Below are 16,335 nucleotides of genomic sequence, written 5' to 3' on the forward strand. Positions count from 1 at the left end.
CCGCGCCGCGCTCCTTCGCGAGTCCCGACACTGCCGGTCCCGACGCGACCGGTAACGATCAAACCGGTCGGAGACGACGGGGCCGGCACGGTACGTCCGTGCCGGCCCGGTCAGCGGTGGTGGTTCAGCTCGTGTACGCCTCCACCTCCCAGAGCGAATGGCCGTATCCGGTGCCCCGGGCGGTGCCGTTGATCCGCAGGTAGCGACCGTTGGCGCCGAGCCCGGCGTGCTCGTCCACGCCACCGTCGGCCCCGGTCACCGTCTTCGCGGTGGTCCAGGTGGTGCCGTCGTTCGAGGTCTGGATCTGGTACGCGCTGCTGTACGCCGCCTCCCAGCTCAGCTTGACCCGGCCGATCGCGGTGGGGCTGCCGAGGTCGACGCGGATCCACTGCGGATCGGAGAACGTGCTCGACCAACGGGTGGTGAGGCTGCCGTCGACCGCCTGGGCGCCGGACACGTCGGCCCCCTCGTTGCTGGACGTCGACGTGGGCTTGTTCAGCAGCAGGTTCCCGCCGGTCGGGCTGCCGGTGCCGCCGTACACCTCGAATTCGAACAGCGAGTAACCCCAGGCGGTGCCCCGGGTGGTGCCGAGCAGCCGGACGTACCGGCCGGAGCCGGTGAGCCCGGTCAGGTCGTCCACGCCGCCGTCGCCGCCGGTCACCGTGCGGATCGTGGTGAAGGTGACCCCGTCCGGTGAGGTCTGGATCTGGTACCCGCTGCCGTACGCCGCCTCCCAGGTCAGCTTGACCCGGTTGATGGCGTACGAGGCACCCAGGTCCACGTCGATCCACTGTGGGTCACCGAACGCGCTGCCCCACCGGGTGCCAGCCGCGCCGTCGAACGCGTTGGCCGCGGTGAACGCGCCCTCGAAGCTGGACGCCCGCGCCGGCTTGCCCCGGGCCAGGTTGGCACCCGGCTCGGGATCCGGGTCCGGGTCGGGTCCTGGTCCACCGGGGCTCGTGGAGAGGGTGAACTCGTCGATGTCGAAGTACGGGCCGGTGCCCTTGAAGACCAGGAACAGGGTCCGGGTGCCGGTCGGTGCGGTGACCCCGCCGGTGACCGTGGCGAAGGTGGCGTACCCGCCGGTGGGGACCACGGTGGCCGAGCCGACCAACGGACCGGTGGGCGAGTCGACCCGCAGTTCGAGGGTGCCACCGCCGCCGGCCGGGGCGCCGACCCGGGCGCTGAACGACTGCACGCCGCTCAGGTTGTACGGACGGAACGAGATCCAGTCGTTGTTGTCGATGTAGCCGACCGCCGCTCCGCCGTGCCCGGCCGCCCCGGCGACGATCTGGACGCCGGACGAGTCACCGAAGTGCTCGGCCTGCCGCACCCGGGGTTGCAGCACCGCCTGGGTGTGCGTGGTCAACGGCGGTTGGCCGCCCCCGCCCAGGTCGGTGTACTCGGCGTCGATGATGCCGAAGATGTTCGCCGCGGTGTCGTGCTCACCGTCGGCGGTGGTCTGGATGACCCCGGTGCAGCCCTGCGCGCTGCCGAGTTGGTGGCCGTGCGAGTCGTGGCCGAGGACGTAGTTCACCTTGACCCGGGCGCAGTTGACCGCACCGTCCTGGGCGTCGGTGACCGTGACGCTGAACGGCACGGCGTCGCCGAAGGAGAACGTCTGCCCGTTCAACGGGGTGTTCACGGTGACCACCGGCGCGCTGTTGCCGACCGTGACGACCACGCTCGCGGTGGCCGTCTTGCCGGTGGTGTCCCGGACCGTCAGCGTCGGGCTGCGGGTCCCGTTCGTGGTGTACGTGAAGCTCGGGTTCGCGGCCGTCGAGTCGGTGGTGCCGTTGTTGTCGAAGTCCCAGGCGTAGGTGAACGGGTCACCGTCCGGGTCGAGGGTGCCGGCCGAGGAGAAGGCCACGGTCAGCGGCGCGCTGCCGCTGGTCGGGGTGGCCGACACCTTGGCGACCGGCGCTCTGCCCTCGCGGGCGTACTCGATGCGGTAGAGCGCCGAGTTGGCGTCGCCGTTGAACCAGCCGGTGCCGTAGTCGAGCACGTAGAGCGCGCCGTCCGGGCCGAACTCCATGTCCATGACCTGTGTGCCGGTCCACGGGAACGGGTTGATCTTCAGTGGTTGGCCGGACGCGTCGAGCTTGATGTTCTTGATCCAGCGACGACCGAACTCACCGGCGAAGTAGGTCCCGTCGTAGTACTCGGGGAACGCCACCGGCGAGGTGTTGTTCGGGTCGTACCGGTAGACCGGGCCGCCCATCGGCGACAGGCCACCGCCGGTGAACTCCGGTGGCGAGCCGGAGCCGCCGTACGGCAACCAGGCCGGGATGGCCGGCGGCAGCTGGGTGATGCCGGTGTTGTTGGGCGAGTTGTTCACCGGCCCACCGGCGCAGTTGAACTTCGCCCCGGACGGCCCGGACGGGAAGGTGTAGTCGTTGTAGGCGTCGTTGCGGGCGGTGCAGTACGGCCAGCCGTAGAAGCCGGGCCGGTCGATGCGGGCGAACTCGACGTTGCCCGCCGGTCCCCGGTTCGGGTCGGCGGTGCCCGCGTCCGGACCGTAGTCGCCGAGGTAGACGATGCCGGTGGCCTTGTCCACGCTCATCCGGAACGGGTTGCGGAAGCCCATCGCGTAGACCTCCGGGCGGGTTCGCGCGGTGCCCGGGGCGAACATGTTGCCGGCCGGGATGGTGTACCCGCCGGCCGCGCTCGGCTTGATCCGGAGCACCTTGCCGCGCAGGTCGTTGCTGTTCGCCGAGGTGCGCTGCGCGTCGGAGGCGGGGTTGCGCCCGGCCCGCTCGTCGATCGGGGTGAACCCGGCCGAGTCGAACGGGTTGGTGTCGTCCCCGGTGGACAGGTAGAGGTTGCCGGCCGCGTCGAAGTCCATGTCGCCGCCGACGTGGCAGCACATGCCCCGACTGGTCGGCACGTTCAGGATCAGCGTCTCGCTGGCCAGGTTGATGGTGTTGTCCGCGTTCACGGTGAACCGGGCCAGCCGGTTGACGCCGTCCCAGGGGGCGAAGTCCGCCGGGGTGCCGGTGGCCGGGGGGCCGCCGCCGGGAGTGTTCAGCGGTGGGGCGTAGTACGCGTACACCCAGCGGTTGGTGGCGAAGTTCGGATCGGCCTTGATGCCCTGCAGGCCCTCCTCGTCGCCGGTGTAGACCGGCAGGGTGGCCGCGATCTTGGTGTTGCCGGCGGCGTCGGTGTGCCGGATCACGCCGTTGCGGGAGGTGTGCAGCACGCCCCGGTCCGGCAGGACGGTCAGGCTCATGGGTTCACCGGTCTCGGCCGCGCCCTTGGCCAGCTCCACCTGCTGGAAGCTGCTGGTGACGGTGGGGCCGCAGTCCGCGTCGAGCGCGCCGGCGGCGGTCTGGATGCCGCCGAGCAGGTGCTGACGGAAGCTCGCCTCGGTGTACGACGCGTCGGTGTGGCCCAGGCCCGTGTACCAGGCTCGGCCGCCGGAGTAGTTCTGGCACCAGGAGATCGGGTGGTCGGCGCCCATGCTCCCGCCGGTGTAGGTGCTCTCGTCCAGGGTGGCCAGCACGTGCGCGGTGCCCCGCGGGTTGGTGCGGTAGTTGTACAGCTCGTCGAACCGGTTCCACCGCTGCGGCAGGGTCGCGGTGGACGGGTGCACCTGGTCGGCGACCTTGACGGTGACGTTCTGCTCGGCCGGGTGCGAGGCGAAGTACGCCCCGACCAGCCCGCCGTACCAGGGCCAGTCGTACTCGGTGTCGGAGGCGGCGTGCACGCCGACGTAGCCGCCGCCGCCGGTGATGTAGCGCTCGAACGCGGCCTGTTGGGCGGCGTTGAGCACGTCGCCGGTGGTGGACAGCCAGATCACCGCGGCGAACCGGTCCAGGTTGGCGTCGGTGAACTGGGCGGCGTCCTCGGTGGCCTCGACGGTGAAGCCGTTGGCGGCGCCGAGTTGCTGGATGGCGGTGATGCCCGGAGTGATGGATCCGTGCCGGAACCCGGCAGTTTTGCTGAAGACCAGCACGGTGAACGGTGCGGCGCTGGCCGTGGGTGGCGCGGCGACGATGCCGCCGGCCACGAGGATCGCGCTCAGGGCGACGCCGAGCCACGATCTCAGGGATCTGCGCACGATTGTCCTTTCGTGGTACGAGGACGGCGTGCGCCGATCACGCCTGGCAGTGAAACGAGGAATGTGAATGCATCGTTGCGTCCGGATCACGGCCGCGTCAAGTCTCTTCCACCATCCGTGAGAGCGTTATCTCCGCAGGTCAGGGACGACCGTGGCGAGCAAGATCGAATAACGGTTTTCGGGGTGCGATCGACGGCGGACACCGTCCGCTCAGCGACCGCCCGCCACCAACTCGGCGATCATCCCCTCGCAACTGCGGACGACGACCTGGGCGCCGCGCCGCTGCGCCAACGGGAGCAGGGGGTCCTCCGCCCGGTCCCGCCACCGCCACTGCGCGTCGGTGGCAACCTCCCAGAGCCGCTGCACGGTCGCCTCGTGCTCGACCCCCAGTCGGGCCGCGAGGCCCACCCCGTCACCCCCGACGAGCCGCTGCGCCTCGGCGGTCAACTCCGCGTCGAAGCCGAGCCGGGCGTTGCGCAGCGCCACCAGCAGGCGTAGCTCCCGAAACTCGTGCGCACCGGCGAGGATCCGCTCGACCGCGCCGGCCAACTCCGTGGAACCCGGGGTCGGCTCGGCCCGCAGCAGCGTCTCGACCGCGGCCAGCGCGGACCGGGCCTTGAGGGCGTCGCCGCGGTCGATGAAACAGCGGGTCACCGACTCACGCAGCTCGGTGAGGCCACTGCGCCGAATGAGTTCCGCCGAGAGCTTCACCCGGCTGTCGAACCCACTGCGCACCAGGGTGGTCGCCAACCGGACGCCGAAGAGCCCGAACCGGTCCAGCAACGCGGCACGCGCCGCCGTTTCCAGCCGTACCGGCAGCTCGCCGTGGAGGAACCGATCGGCGGAGATCAGATGGGCGTCCAGCTCGACCCGGGGCACCTGGGCGATGGCGGCGAGCGCGGCGAAGTCCGACTCGCCGAGCATCCGGCCCGCCAGGCCGAGCATCCCACTGCACGCCACCACGTTCACGCTGAGCGCGCTCACCCGTGGATCGCGGTGGTGCCGACGAGCGAGCTGCCGGGCGGTGAGCAGGCCGTCGATCCGACCTCCGCCGATCTCGTCCGCGCGGGACAACACCATGATGACGTTGACCGGCGCGACCTGCCCCACCACGCTGTCCCAGCCCGACTCCAGCACCCGCAGATCACTGTCGCGGGCGTCGCGGGTCAGATACAACACCGCGTCCGAGTCCCGTAACACCCGCTCCCACACCGGCGCCCGATCCTGCTCGACGGTGCTGGTGACCGCGGGTGTGTCGATGAGCGTGACCTGCCGCAGCGCCCGCGTCGGCCACCGCACCACGATGTCGCGCACGTCGCCCGCGCCCCAGCCGAGATCCACCCGCAGGCCGGTCGCCGACTTGACCACCGTCAACTCCTGCGGAGGCTGACCGGCCGGATACGCGGTCGCGTGCGGCTCGGCGCCATCCTCGTACCAGGTGAACGCCCCGTCCGCCCGCTCGACCGGCGCGACCTCCTCCCCCATCAGGGCGTTGAGCACCGTCGACTTGCCGGAACGCCAGGGGCCGGCGACCGCGATCCGCAGCGGTTGCTCCAACCGGGCGACCTGGTGCCGCAGCTGCCCGACGGCCCGCGGATGGTCCCGGTAGAGGTCGATGGCCTGGTGCAACAACTCCCAGGCCGCCTCGTCCAGGCGCAGACCCACGGTCATGCCTGCGGCTCCAACAGCAGCGGGGCGGCCCGGGTGCCGGTCAACTGCTGAGCCTGTTCGTAGAGCGCGGCCAACCGGGTCATCTTCAGCCGGATCTCACGCTGCCGCTGCTCGCGCAGCGACGCATCCGTGTCGGCCTCCTGCTTGGCGCTGCGGAACGACTGGACGATCGCCTCCTGAAGCTCCTCGGTCAGCCCCGTGAAGTGGTCCCGCAGCATCCGCTGCACCTGCCGGGCGGTGTCCCGGCAGTCCCGGATCATCCGGACGAAGAAGTCGTCGACGTGTCGCTGGATGGCCGTCTTGACGGTCGCCTGACGGCGACGGAGCAACTGCTTGCTCTCGTCGCGGATGCTCTTGCCGCCGAACAGCGCCCCGATGCCGACCGAGACCGGGTTGATCATCGGCATGCCGGCCAGGGTGGTCGCCAGACCAAACATCAGCATGCCGCCGTACGAGCCCTTCATGCCGGTGAACAGCTTCTGGCTCGGGGTGAACCGGTCGATCGTCGGCATCTGCAACTCGGGCAGCCGCTGCCCGATGTCCTCCGGCATGGTCATCGACCAGGGCGGCAGCACGTCGTAGCCGTACCTGTTGAAGTTGGCGGCCACCCGCCGGGCGATCCAGTCACAGCGCTGGATCAGCCACTCGTGGTTCGCCTCCGCGGCCTCCACCAGGCTCCGCTCCAGCCAGTCCTGGAAGGTGTCCCAGGCGACCAGCGGATCGGCCGTGTCGAAGGCCTCGTCGACCGTACGCAGGATCTCCCGGGTCCGGTCGCGCAGGTCGTACTCGATGTCGGACAGCAGGTCGCCGATCTCGTCGCTGAGGGTGTTCTGCCACCGGGTGGAACACCGGCGCAACTCGTCGACCTCACGCTGCGCCGCGTGCAGGCGGGAGATCGGCCCGGACTGCTCCTCGGCCTCCTGGGTCGCCAACTCGGCGCGCAGCGGGGCGGCCAACTGCTCCACCACCGTCCGGGCCACCGTCTGCACCGACGACCGGGCCAGCCGGTCGGCCTTGCCGGCCAGGTCCCGCTGAAGTCTGGCGATCAGCACGGGAAAGCCGGACTCGGCGTTGAGACCCCGGTCGTCGTTCCCGGCGGCGCGCAGTCGCAACGTCGCCGAGACCGGGATCAGCGTCGCCGGGATGCCCGCCTCGGCCAGGTGCTGCCGGTTGCGTTCGGCCACCGCACGCCAGTCCGCCACCAGATCGGTCTTGCTCTGCACCACGACCACGTTGGGGTGTGCACGCATGACGTGCAGCAGCATGTTCAGCTCGGCGACCGACAGGTCCCGGGTGGAGTCGGAGACCAGCAGCACGGTGTCCGCTCGAGCGGGTGCGGCGACCGAGGTCGCGCCGCCGATACCGGAGACCTCGTCGGCGCCGGGAGTGTCCACGAGCACCAACCCGGCGCCGAGCAGGGCGCGGGGCACTCCGATCTCGACGTACGCCGGGCCGCCACCCGGCCGGCGTCCGATCAGGCCGGCCACGCTCTCCGCGACCTGGTTCAGTGCCACCGGGGTCCGCTCGACGGCCACCGCGACGGCGGCGCCGCCCCGGGCGGGTGGCGGCGCCTGGGCGACCGCGACGGTCGGGGCCTCGGCATGCTGCACCACTGTCGGTAGGACCGTGGTGCGGCCGTCGCCGACCGGACAGGCCGGCGCGTTGATGATCGCGTTGATGAGTTGGCTCTTGCCCTGGTTCGGCTCGCCGATGACCAGGACGCGCAGCGTCGGATCCAGCAGTTGGGCACGCTTCTGCCGGACCGTCTGGAGCAGGTCACCACGACCGTGTGCACTGCACGTGCGGGCGATGTCGTCCAGCACGTCCAACCAGATCCCGGCCATCACCGCACCAAGTGTGCTGATTTCAGCTCAATTATCAAGAGGCAGCGGACATGGAAGCGGAGAGGGCCGGACCGCCCGATACGATCCGGCCCTCCGCTCCGCCCGGAGATCCGGGTCAGAGCAGGCCGCCGGTGATACCCAGCAGCCCGTGATCGGACGAGGCGTGTGAGTCGCCGCCGAGCACACCATCGGTGACCCCGCCGGTCACGTCACCGACCGTGTCGGTGACACCGGGGAGGAGGCTGTCCACCTGGTGCGTCACGCCGCCCACCGCCGACGGCACGTCGAGCGGCGGGACCACGCCGCCGACGACACCGTCGCCGTGCCCGAGGCCGAGCCCACCGAGGGTGTCGTCGACACCCAGGGAGCTGACGACCCCGCCGACCTGACCGTGGGCGCCGGAGAGGACGCCGCCGGTCAGGTCGCCGCCGATCAGATTCGGGTCGGTGCCGTCGAGCAGGCCGCTCGCGTCGCCGACGGTGCCGGTGACGTCACCCAGCACCGGGTCCGCGATCGCGTCCACCGGCTGCACCACGTCGGCGTCGAGGGTGTACGCCACGTCGGAGACACCGGCGAAGTCGGTGTCCAGGCCGGCCGGGCCGACGCCCAGGCCGATCCCCGGCAGCACGGTCACCCCGGCGGCGGCCGTCGACGAGTCGACCGCGATCGCACCGAGCACGCCGGCCTTGACGTCCACGCCGGTGGGCGAACTCGTGACGCTGATCTGCTGCGCCACGCTCTGCAACTGACCCACCACATCGGTGCTGTCGGTGAACAGCGGGTCCAGCCCGAGCTGCCCGACCGGCGAGGCCAACGGCGCGAGACCCGCCCCCGGCGCGTAGTCGACGACCAGCGGCACGACGTCCTGCACATCCGCCGCGGTGATGTCGGTGAGCCCCGCGCCCCGCAGCGCGCCCTCGGGGTCGAGGTCGAATGCCGACCGTGCGTCGGGGTTCGTCAGCAGGTCGAGCACGAAGTCGTGGAGGGTCTGGTGCGAGTCCATGTGCCGGGTCTCCTCGGAAGTGGCGGCGGCGGGTGTCGTACGTCGACAGTGACGCTATTGCCGGGGCCCGGTCCCGGGCATCGGGGCTCAACCCGCATCCGGCCCGGTTGAACTAGGGGCTCCGCGACCTCGTACGTTAGGGGGACAGGGGGAAACCGTCCCGGCGAGATTAGGGTCCCGACCAGGGGCGGATCTCTGGTACGAACGTAGGAGCCCGCGGGGTTCGCCGGGGGTGGGTCGTCGGCAGCACCGACACCATCGCCACCGGCCGGCCAACTCACGGGGGGAGAAGAGACGATGCCGTACGTCCTGGGGATAGACATCGGGAGCACCAACACGGCCGCCGCGGTCGCACGGCGTACCGGTGCGTCCTGGACGCGTCCCGAGCCCGTTCCGCTGCACGTCGGGTCCCCTCTCGTACCGTCGGTGCTGTGCCTGGCGGAGGACGGCTCGCTGCACGTCGGCGAGCCCGAGACCGACGACGGCAGCCGCACCACCCGGGACTTCGTCCACCGGATCGGTGATGACGTGCCCCTGCTGCTGGGCGGGGAGGCGTGCACACCGCAGACGCTGACCGCGGAACTCGCGGCCTGGGTGGTGGAGCGGGTGCACGCCCTGGAGGGCGGCCCCGCCGAGGCGGTCGTGCTCAGCCACCCGGCCGGGTGGCGTCCGTACCGGCGGGAGGTGCTGCACCGCGCACTGTCGCACTTCGGCCTGCGGCACGTGACGTTGCTGCCGCGCACGGTCACGGTGGCCGAGAGCCACGCGGCCCGTGGGTTCGCGGGCACCACCGCCGCCGTCTACGCCCTGGGGGGCAACAGCTTCGAGGCCGCGCTGGTGCGTCGCACCCCGCGCGGCACCTACGAGACATTCGGCACGCCGCAGGGGCTCGACTCGGTTGGCGGCGTCGACTTCGACGAGGCGCTGGCCGGACACACCCGTACGATGCTGGCCCGGGAGCTGGCCAGCACCGCACGCCGCGGCACCCAGACCGCGCTGCGCGGGCTGCGCGCGGAGTGTGACCGGGCCAAGCGGGCGCTGACCGTCGACCTGACGGCCGACGTGGTGGTGACCCTGCCGAGCGGCCCGGCACGGATACCGGTGACCCGGGCGCAGTTCGAGCACATGATCCGCCCGATGGTGCAGACCACCGTCGACCTGCTGCTGCGGGCCGTGCGCAGCGCCGACCTGACGTCGGCGCAGCTCGACGGCGTCCTGCTGGCGGGCGGCTCGACCCTCGTGCCGCTCGTCGTCGAGCTGATCAGCGCGGCCCTCCCGGTGCCCGTCGAGGTCGAACCGGACTCGCAACTGACCGCCGCCGCCGGGGCGGCACTGGCCGCCGCCCAGGTGGTGTCGCCGCGCCCTCGCCAGCCGGCACCGGCCCGCGACGCCGGGCGCGGCACCGGGCGGGCCACCGTCCCGGCGCCGCGCCGCCCGCACCACGACACCGTTCCGGGCGATCCGCCACCGCGGCCCCCGGTCCGGGTCCTCCCACTGGACCTGCCGAAACCGTCCCGCCTGGCGCTGGCCCGCGGCCGGGGACGCGAAGGATGACCCCAATGATCATGAATGACATCGCCGTACCAGGGCTGACGCTGGACCGAGGGCCACAGGCCCTGCTGGACACCGTCGCCCAGGACCCGACCGGTCCACTGGCCGTCGGCATCGCCGGTCCCGGCGGGCACGGCAAGACCGCGCTCCTCGCCGAGCTGGCGCGGGTCCACCAGCGGGCCGGGATCACCGTACGCACGGCCACCCCGGCGCCCGACGAGCCGGTCGAACCCGGCACGCTGGTGCTCGTCGACGACGCACACCTGCTCGACGACGCACGGATCGAGGTGCTCCTGCGCCTGCTCGGCGCCCGCCGGCACCGCCTGGTGGTCGCCCATCGCCCGTGGCCCCGGTCGGCGGCGCTCAGCGAGCTTGTCGACTCGCTACGGCGGGACGGGCAGGCCGTGCTCCTCACCCCGTTCACCCGGGAGCAGACCGCCAGCTACCTCACCGCCACGCCGGAGCTGGGCCGCCGCGACGAACTCGTCGACTTCGTCCACACGCAGACCTCCGGCGTACCCCGGGACGTCGAACGGCTGGCCCGCGGCCTGGCCGGCGCGGAGACCCGGACCGGCACGGTGGTCAACCCACCCCGGTCCGTCGTCGCGGAGTTCGGGCCGGACCTGGACGTGCAGCCCGCCGCCGTACGTCGGCTGCTGCTCGCCGTCGCGGCCGGCGGGTCGCTGCCGGCGAACATGCTCGCCGCGCTCCTGGGCGTGGACCCGGCCGCAGTGGACGAACTGATCGCCACCACGCGGGCGGCCGGGCTGCTCGGCGCCGACGGCCGGCTCGCGCCGATCGTCCGGCGTGCGGTCACGACGCTCAGCCCCACCACCGACCGCACCGCGGTCTGGCGCCGGCTCACCGAGGTGCAGCTCGCCCGGGGCGGCGCGGTGCTGCCGCTGGTCCGTTCCCTGCTCGCGGTCGGCGCGCTCGGCGACTGCCCGGCCTCGACCCTGGCCGCCGCGGCGGGCGAGGCCCTGGCCGACGAGCCGGCGTTCGCCGCCGAGCTGTTCGCCGCCGCCACCGCGGCCGGGCAACCGGCCAGCGCGCAGCAGGCGCTCGCCGCCGCGCTCGCCGGCAACCTCGACGACGCCCTGCGGTTGGCGGACCGGCTGCTGGCCACCGCCGCACCCCACGATCGGTCCGAGGCGGCCGTGGTGGCGGCGACCGCCCTGGCGCACCGTGGCCACGTCGGCCGCAGCGTGGAGCTGTACCGGTGGTCGGGCACCGCCTCGGCGCTGGCCTTCGCCGTCGTCGGCGGGCTCGCCAGCGGAGACCCGGACCCCGCCGCCGCGGCACCGGCGGGTGACCCGCTGGGCGAACCGCCGACCCTGCACGCCAGCGCCGCCCGGCTGATGGCCGACGGCGTACGCGAGAGCGTGAGCGGCCCGCCGACCGCCGCGCTCTCCGCGCTCGTGCAGGCCGCCGCGCTGCTGGAACCGGACGGGCGGGCGGCACTCCTCCCGGACAGCCCGGCGGCGCTCGCCGCGCTGACGGCCGTGCACTGTGGTGAGCTGGAGATCGCCGAGCAGGTGCTGCGCCGCGCCCTGGGCGCCGGTGTCGGTGGTCCGCTGATGGCTCGCCGCCACCGGCTGTTGCAGGCGTGGATCCTGATGGTCCGGGGCGAGACACGCGCCGCGAGCGAGCAGCTCGCCGCGGTGACGCTCGACGGGCGGCAGTTGGAGTCCCGCGACGCGCTGTTCGCCGCCGCGATCCGGATGGGCGTCGACCGCCGCACCAGCGACATCGGAGCACTCAAGCGTGGCTGGGGACAGGCGCTGGAAGCGGTGGTCCGCCACCCCGTCGACCTGTTCACGCTCCTGCCGCTGGGTGAGCTGGCCATCGCCGGCGCGCGCCTCGGTGACCTGGCCCGACTCGAACCGTACCTGCGGGAGGCGCGCACGTTGCTCGGCCGGCTCGACGACCCACCACTGTGGAGTGTTCCGCTGCGCTGGAGCGGTCTGCACGCCGCGATCCTCACCGGGGCGCCGGACGTCGCCGACGAACACGTCGCGGCCCTGCTGGCCGCGGCCGACCACAGCCGGTACGCCGCAGTGGTCGCCGCCGCCGCGGAGTGCTGGGTGGAGGTGCTGCGGGGGGTCGTCGACCCGACCCGCGTGGAGGCCGCCGCCCGGGCGCTGCACGACACCGGACTGCGCTGGGACGCTGCTCGCCTCGCCGGCCAGGCCGCCATCCGAACCGCGGACCGGCGGGCGATGACCACCCTGCTGGAGTGTGCGCGGGCACTCCAGGGGCGACCACCCGGCGGCCACGGCGAGCTGGCACCGACGAGCACCACCGAGAGCGCCACGCGGGTCACCGGCCCCGCCCAGCAGGGGCTCAGCGACCGTGAGTACGAGGTGGCCGAGCTGGTGCTGGCCGGGTTGACCTACCGCGAGATCGGCGACCGGCTCTTCATCTCGGCGAAGACCGTGGAACACCACGTGGCGCGGATGCGCAACCGACTGAACTGCGCCAACCGCACCGAGTTGCTGGCACTGCTGCGCACCGTCGTCGCCGACCGGGCCAGCGACACGGCCGGGCAGCCGTGGCCGCAGCGGACGACCTGATGGAGTGCCCCCGCCGGGGACGCCGCCGCACCGAGCGGTGCGGGACGTGACGCCCAGCGAGGTCCGGCTGATCCGGACGAGGCTCGTCGTACTGGCCGCCGTCCTGGTCACACTCTGGTCGTACGCGGCCTATCTGACCAGCCAGGACGCCCTCGACCTGGTGCGGGTGCGGGCCCTGGCGGACACCCTGGGCCAGCCCATCGACCGCCTGATCCTGAGCCTTCAGGTCGAACGTCGGGCCAGCGCCGAGGCGCTCGCCGGAGCCGGGCCGGCGGCGACCCCACTGGGCGGGGCGCGTGAGGTCACCGACCGGGCCGCCGCCGAGCTCCGCAGGTTCCGCGCGGGCCGCGACATTCGGCTGCTCAGCGCCGGCGAGGTGCGCGACCGGGCCGACGAACTCGTCCGCCGGCTCGACGGCCTGAGCACGATCAGGTCCCAGGTGGACGCCGGGCAACTCGACCAGGCCGAGGCGGTCGACGGGTACGACCAGGTCGTCGACGTCGCCTTCCGGGTGTACGGCCCGGAGTGGGGCGCGAACGAGAGCACGTTGGCCGCCGACAGCCGCGCGGTGATCGCGCTGGCCCGCGCCCGGGAGTTGCTCGCGCGGGAGGACACCCTGGTCAGCGCGGCCCTCACCGCCCAACGGCTCGGCCTGGACGACCGCCGCCGGCTGACCGAACTCGTCGACAACCAGCGGTTCGCGCGTACCGAGGCGGCGGCCGGGCTGCCGGCCGACGGCCCGGCGGAGCACCGGCGGATCGCGGGCGGCCCCGCGTTCGCGGGGCTGCTCGCCCTGGAGGACAGGCTGGTGCGGACGGACACCGCAAACGCCCTGGCCGGGACCACCCTGGCGGACTGGCGGGCCGCCGCGGATCCCGCCCTCGGCGCGCTGCAGACCCTGGTGACGAGCACCGCCCGCAGCAGTGTCGAACGGGCCACGCCGGGTGCCGCCGTGCTCGTCGCCCGGACCGGCGCCGTGGTGGGGCTGGGCCTCATCGTCGTGGTCGTGCTCCTGGTGAGCTGGGCGAGCACCGTCCGACGGCTGACCGACCAGCTGACCCGGCCGATCGTCGACGCGCCGGTCCCGACACCGGACGTGGTGGCGGCGCCCGACGGTCCCGACCGGGAGCTGTTCCTGCGGGTCACCCGCCGCAACCAGGTCCTGCTGCGCGATCAGCTCGACCTGCTGGACGGGATGCAACGCCGGGAGCGACCCGCCGAGGAGAGCAGCGAGCTGTTCCAGCTCGACCACCTGACCACCCGCGTCCGGCGCAACGTGGAGAAGCTGATCGCCCTCGCCGGCGCGCGGCCCGCCCGCCGCTGGCGGCGCGCGGTGCCGATGCTCGACGTCGTACGCGGTGCCGTCGCCGAGGTGCCGGACTACCAGCGGGTCCTGATCGCGCCGTACTGGCCGTGGTCGCTCGCCGGCCCGGCCGTCACCGATGTCGTCCACCTGCTGGCGGAGTTGATCGAGAACGCCCTCTCCTTCTCGCCGGCGGACACCACCGTCCGGGTCGGCGGCGAGCAACGGACACCGGGGTGCGCCATCCTGGTCGTCGACGACGGGCCCGGCCTGGACGCCGCCGCGCTGGCCGACGCGAACCACCTGCTCGCCAGCCCGCCCGCGGATCCACCACCGGGTCCCACCGGTCTGTACACCGTCGCCGTGCTGGCCCACCGATGTGGCGCCCACGTCTCGCTGCGTCCCAGCCGGCGCGGCGGGACGGCGGCGGTCGTGCTCCTGCCGGCCCACCTGGTCCCGGCGCCCGACACCGGCCGGAGACCCTCCACCTCGCCGCCACCCGCCCCGTACCCGCCCGCGCACCACGGCACCGACCCGAGCGGCGACGGCGCGCTGCCGACGCGGGTCCGTCAGACCGGGCCACCCGACCCCGAACACGGCAGGGCCGGCCTCGACACGGTCGAGATGCCGGTCGCCAGAACAGCGAGGAGAGACCCATGACCTCCGCAGTGGTCACCGACGACGGCCTGACCGGCGCCCTGGACCGCCTGGTCGACCGAGTGCACGGCGCGGAGTTCGCCGTCGTGCTGTCCCCGGACGGGTTGCTCCTCGGCGGTTCCCGGCAGGTGGAGACGAAGCTCGCCGAGCAGATCTCCGGCGTCGTCGCCGGCCTGATCGCGTTGGGGCTGGCCGCCACCCGGACCTGCGAGGCGGGCGGTCTGCGTCAGGTCGTGGTGCAGATGGCGCGCGCCTTCCTCTTCGTCGCCACCATCGCGAACGGGACCATCCTCACCGTGCGGATCTCCGGTGACGACGTCAAGGTCGGCGACATGGCGTACGAGGTGGCGCTCTTCGTGGGGCAGGCCGAGCAGCACCTGCCGATCACACTGGGTCCGGCCTCCTCCGCGACGATCGGGGACACGTGTGCGCACCAACGGCACCGCTGACGAGGCGTGGTACGACGACGACGCTGGCCCGGTCGCCCGGCCCTACACGATGACCGGCGGGCGTACCTCGCCCGTGGGCGGTCAGTTCGACCTGATCTCGCTCGTCGTCGCCCGGCGGGCGGCCGCGCCTCCCACCCCGCTCTTTCCCGAACAGGCGCGGATCGTCGAGCTGTGCCACCATCCGGTGTCGGTTGCCGAGGTCGGCGCCGAGTTGGACCTCCCGCTCGGGACCGTGCGGGTGCTGCTCGGCGACCTGCTCGCGGCCGGACTGATCGAGACGCACGACCCGCCGGTGCTGTCGGAGCTGCCGACCACGGATCTGCTTGAGGCGATCCTCGTCGGGCTCCGCACCCTGTGACAGGGCAGGGGCCATCCGCGACGGATCGCGGGCGGGCATCCGGCGACGAACTGAAGGGAAGACAGGCAGTGCCGGTGACACCACCCCAGCCACGCCGTACCGTGGCGATCATCCTGCTGGACCGGATCGTGGCCCTCGCCACGACTGCCCGGCGGGTGCTCAGCGGTCGCGACGACGCCTCGCGGGTCACCTGGGTTGCCGCGGTCGCGGTGCTCGGGGTGCTCGGGGTGACGGCGGTTCTCGTCGCCGGAGTGCTCCGCACGCCGGAGAAGATGGCGCCGGTGACTCTCGACCCGCCACTGTCGGTGGATCCGGTGGGCACGACGCCGGGCGGCACTCCCCGAGCGCGGGCACAACCGGCAGCGACCAGCCCGGCGGTGGCCGCTTCCCCGCCCGCCGCCTCGGTCACCGTGGTCCCTCCGCCGACCGTCGGGGCCACGACCAGCCCCGCGCCGACGGGTTCGACCGCCGTACCCACGCCGGCCCCCCTGATCGCCGACTTCGCCGTCGAGGACACCGCACTGCTCAGTTATGGCGCGGCCGTGACCATCACCAACCCGGGGCCGGTTCCGGCACCACAGTGGACGTTGGTGCTCACCCTGCCCCGGGAGTCGCTGCGGGTCAGCGCGGTCGAGGGCGCGCAGGCCAGCCGCGACGGCGCGGTGTGGACGTTCGTGCCGGACGGCAGCGCCGCTGCGGTGCCCGGCAGCTCGTCGGTCCGGGTGACGTTCCGGGTCAACGGCGCACCCACCGGTGCCGCCCCCGAGGCGTGCACCATCGACGGGGTCGCCTGCACCGGGCTGCCGGGTTGACCGGCGCGCGCCTGCCAGAACACGGCCAGGGGTGACCCACCCGAAGGTGGGCCA

Annotated in this window: 10 protein-coding genes; 6 read left to right on the forward strand and 4 right to left on the reverse strand. The window is 72.9% G+C overall.

What is annotated here, in order from left to right; translation table 11 throughout:
* Positions 1 to 124: 124 nt before the first annotated feature.
* The 4 genes from AB0C01_RS12225 to AB0C01_RS12240 form a co-directional block, all read right to left on the reverse strand.
* A complete protein-coding gene (locus AB0C01_RS12225; RefSeq protein ID WP_357571060.1) occupies positions 125 to 4,060 on the reverse strand; it encodes a ThuA domain-containing protein in 3,936 nt (1,311 codons plus the stop codon).
* A gap of 210 nt (positions 4,061 to 4,270) precedes the next feature.
* Positions 4,271 to 5,731 carry a hypothetical protein gene (locus tag AB0C01_RS12230; RefSeq protein ID WP_357571062.1) on the reverse strand — a complete coding sequence of 487 codons (1,461 nt, stop codon included), beginning with the start codon at positions 5,729 to 5,731 and terminating at the stop codon, positions 4,271 to 4,273.
* Complete coding sequence (locus AB0C01_RS12235) at positions 5,728 to 7,575, reverse strand: dynamin family protein (RefSeq protein ID WP_357571333.1); 1,848 nt, start codon at positions 7,573 to 7,575, stop codon at positions 5,728 to 5,730. The genes AB0C01_RS12230 and AB0C01_RS12235 overlap by 4 nt, the downstream gene beginning before the upstream one ends.
* A gap of 115 nt (positions 7,576 to 7,690) precedes the next feature.
* Positions 7,691 to 8,578: an IniB N-terminal domain-containing protein gene (locus AB0C01_RS12240; protein WP_357571063.1), complete on the reverse strand. Its 888-nt coding sequence runs from the start codon at positions 8,576 to 8,578 to the stop codon at positions 7,691 to 7,693.
* Positions 8,579 to 8,875: 297 nt separating this feature from the next.
* Between AB0C01_RS12240 and AB0C01_RS12245 the strand changes: the two genes are divergently transcribed.
* The 6 genes from AB0C01_RS12245 to AB0C01_RS12270 all read left to right on the forward strand — a co-directional run bounded on the left by AB0C01_RS12245 (position 8,876) and on the right by AB0C01_RS12270 (position 16,281).
* Positions 8,876 to 10,132, forward strand: a complete 1,257-nt coding sequence (locus AB0C01_RS12245) for an Hsp70 family protein (protein ID WP_357571064.1) — start codon at positions 8,876 to 8,878, stop codon at positions 10,130 to 10,132.
* A 5-nt stretch (positions 10,133 to 10,137) separates the two neighbouring features.
* A complete protein-coding gene (locus AB0C01_RS12250) occupies positions 10,138 to 12,702 on the forward strand; it encodes a LuxR C-terminal-related transcriptional regulator (RefSeq protein ID WP_357571065.1) in 2,565 nt (854 codons plus the stop codon).
* 46 nt (positions 12,703 to 12,748) lie between these two features.
* On the forward strand, positions 12,749 to 14,665 hold the full coding sequence (locus AB0C01_RS12255; RefSeq protein WP_357571067.1) for a nitrate- and nitrite sensing domain-containing protein: 1,917 nt from the start codon (positions 12,749 to 12,751) through the stop codon (positions 14,663 to 14,665).
* On the forward strand, positions 14,662 to 15,111 hold the full coding sequence (locus AB0C01_RS12260; RefSeq protein WP_357250108.1) for a roadblock/LC7 domain-containing protein: 450 nt from the start codon (positions 14,662 to 14,664) through the stop codon (positions 15,109 to 15,111). Before AB0C01_RS12255 ends, AB0C01_RS12260 begins: the two co-directional genes overlap by 4 nt.
* Positions 15,089 to 15,469: a DUF742 domain-containing protein gene (locus AB0C01_RS12265; RefSeq protein ID WP_357250111.1), complete on the forward strand. Its 381-nt coding sequence runs from the start codon at positions 15,089 to 15,091 to the stop codon at positions 15,467 to 15,469. The genes AB0C01_RS12260 and AB0C01_RS12265 overlap by 23 nt, the downstream gene beginning before the upstream one ends.
* Positions 15,470 to 15,543: 74 nt before the next feature.
* Positions 15,544 to 16,281, forward strand: a complete 738-nt coding sequence (locus AB0C01_RS12270; protein ID WP_357571068.1) for a cellulose binding domain-containing protein — start codon at positions 15,544 to 15,546, stop codon at positions 16,279 to 16,281.
* Positions 16,282 to 16,335: the final 54 nt, after the last annotated feature.

It is taken from the genome of Micromonospora sp. NPDC048905 (assembly GCF_040649655.1).
In the GTDB taxonomy this organism is placed as follows: Bacteria; Actinomycetota; Actinomycetes; order Mycobacteriales; family Micromonosporaceae; genus Micromonospora.

Excerpts from the sequence above, each read along its gene's own strand:
- AB0C01_RS12230 (WP_357571062.1), bottom strand. The coding sequence starts at position 5,731 with ATGACCGTGGGTCTGCGCCTGGACGAGGCGGCCTGGGAGTTGTTGCAC.
- AB0C01_RS12235 (WP_357571333.1), bottom strand. The coding sequence starts at position 7,575 with ATGGCCGGGATCTGGTTGGACGTGCTGGACGACATCGCCCGCACGTGC.
- AB0C01_RS12240 (WP_357571063.1), bottom strand. The coding sequence starts at position 8,578 with ATGGACTCGCACCAGACCCTCCACGACTTCGTGCTCGACCTGCTGACG.
- AB0C01_RS12245 (WP_357571064.1), top strand. The coding sequence starts at position 8,876 with ATGCCGTACGTCCTGGGGATAGACATCGGGAGCACCAACACGGCCGCC.
- AB0C01_RS12250 (WP_357571065.1), top strand. The coding sequence starts at position 10,138 with ATGATCATGAATGACATCGCCGTACCAGGGCTGACGCTGGACCGAGGG.
- AB0C01_RS12260 (WP_357250108.1), top strand. The coding sequence starts at position 14,662 with ATGACCTCCGCAGTGGTCACCGACGACGGCCTGACCGGCGCCCTGGAC.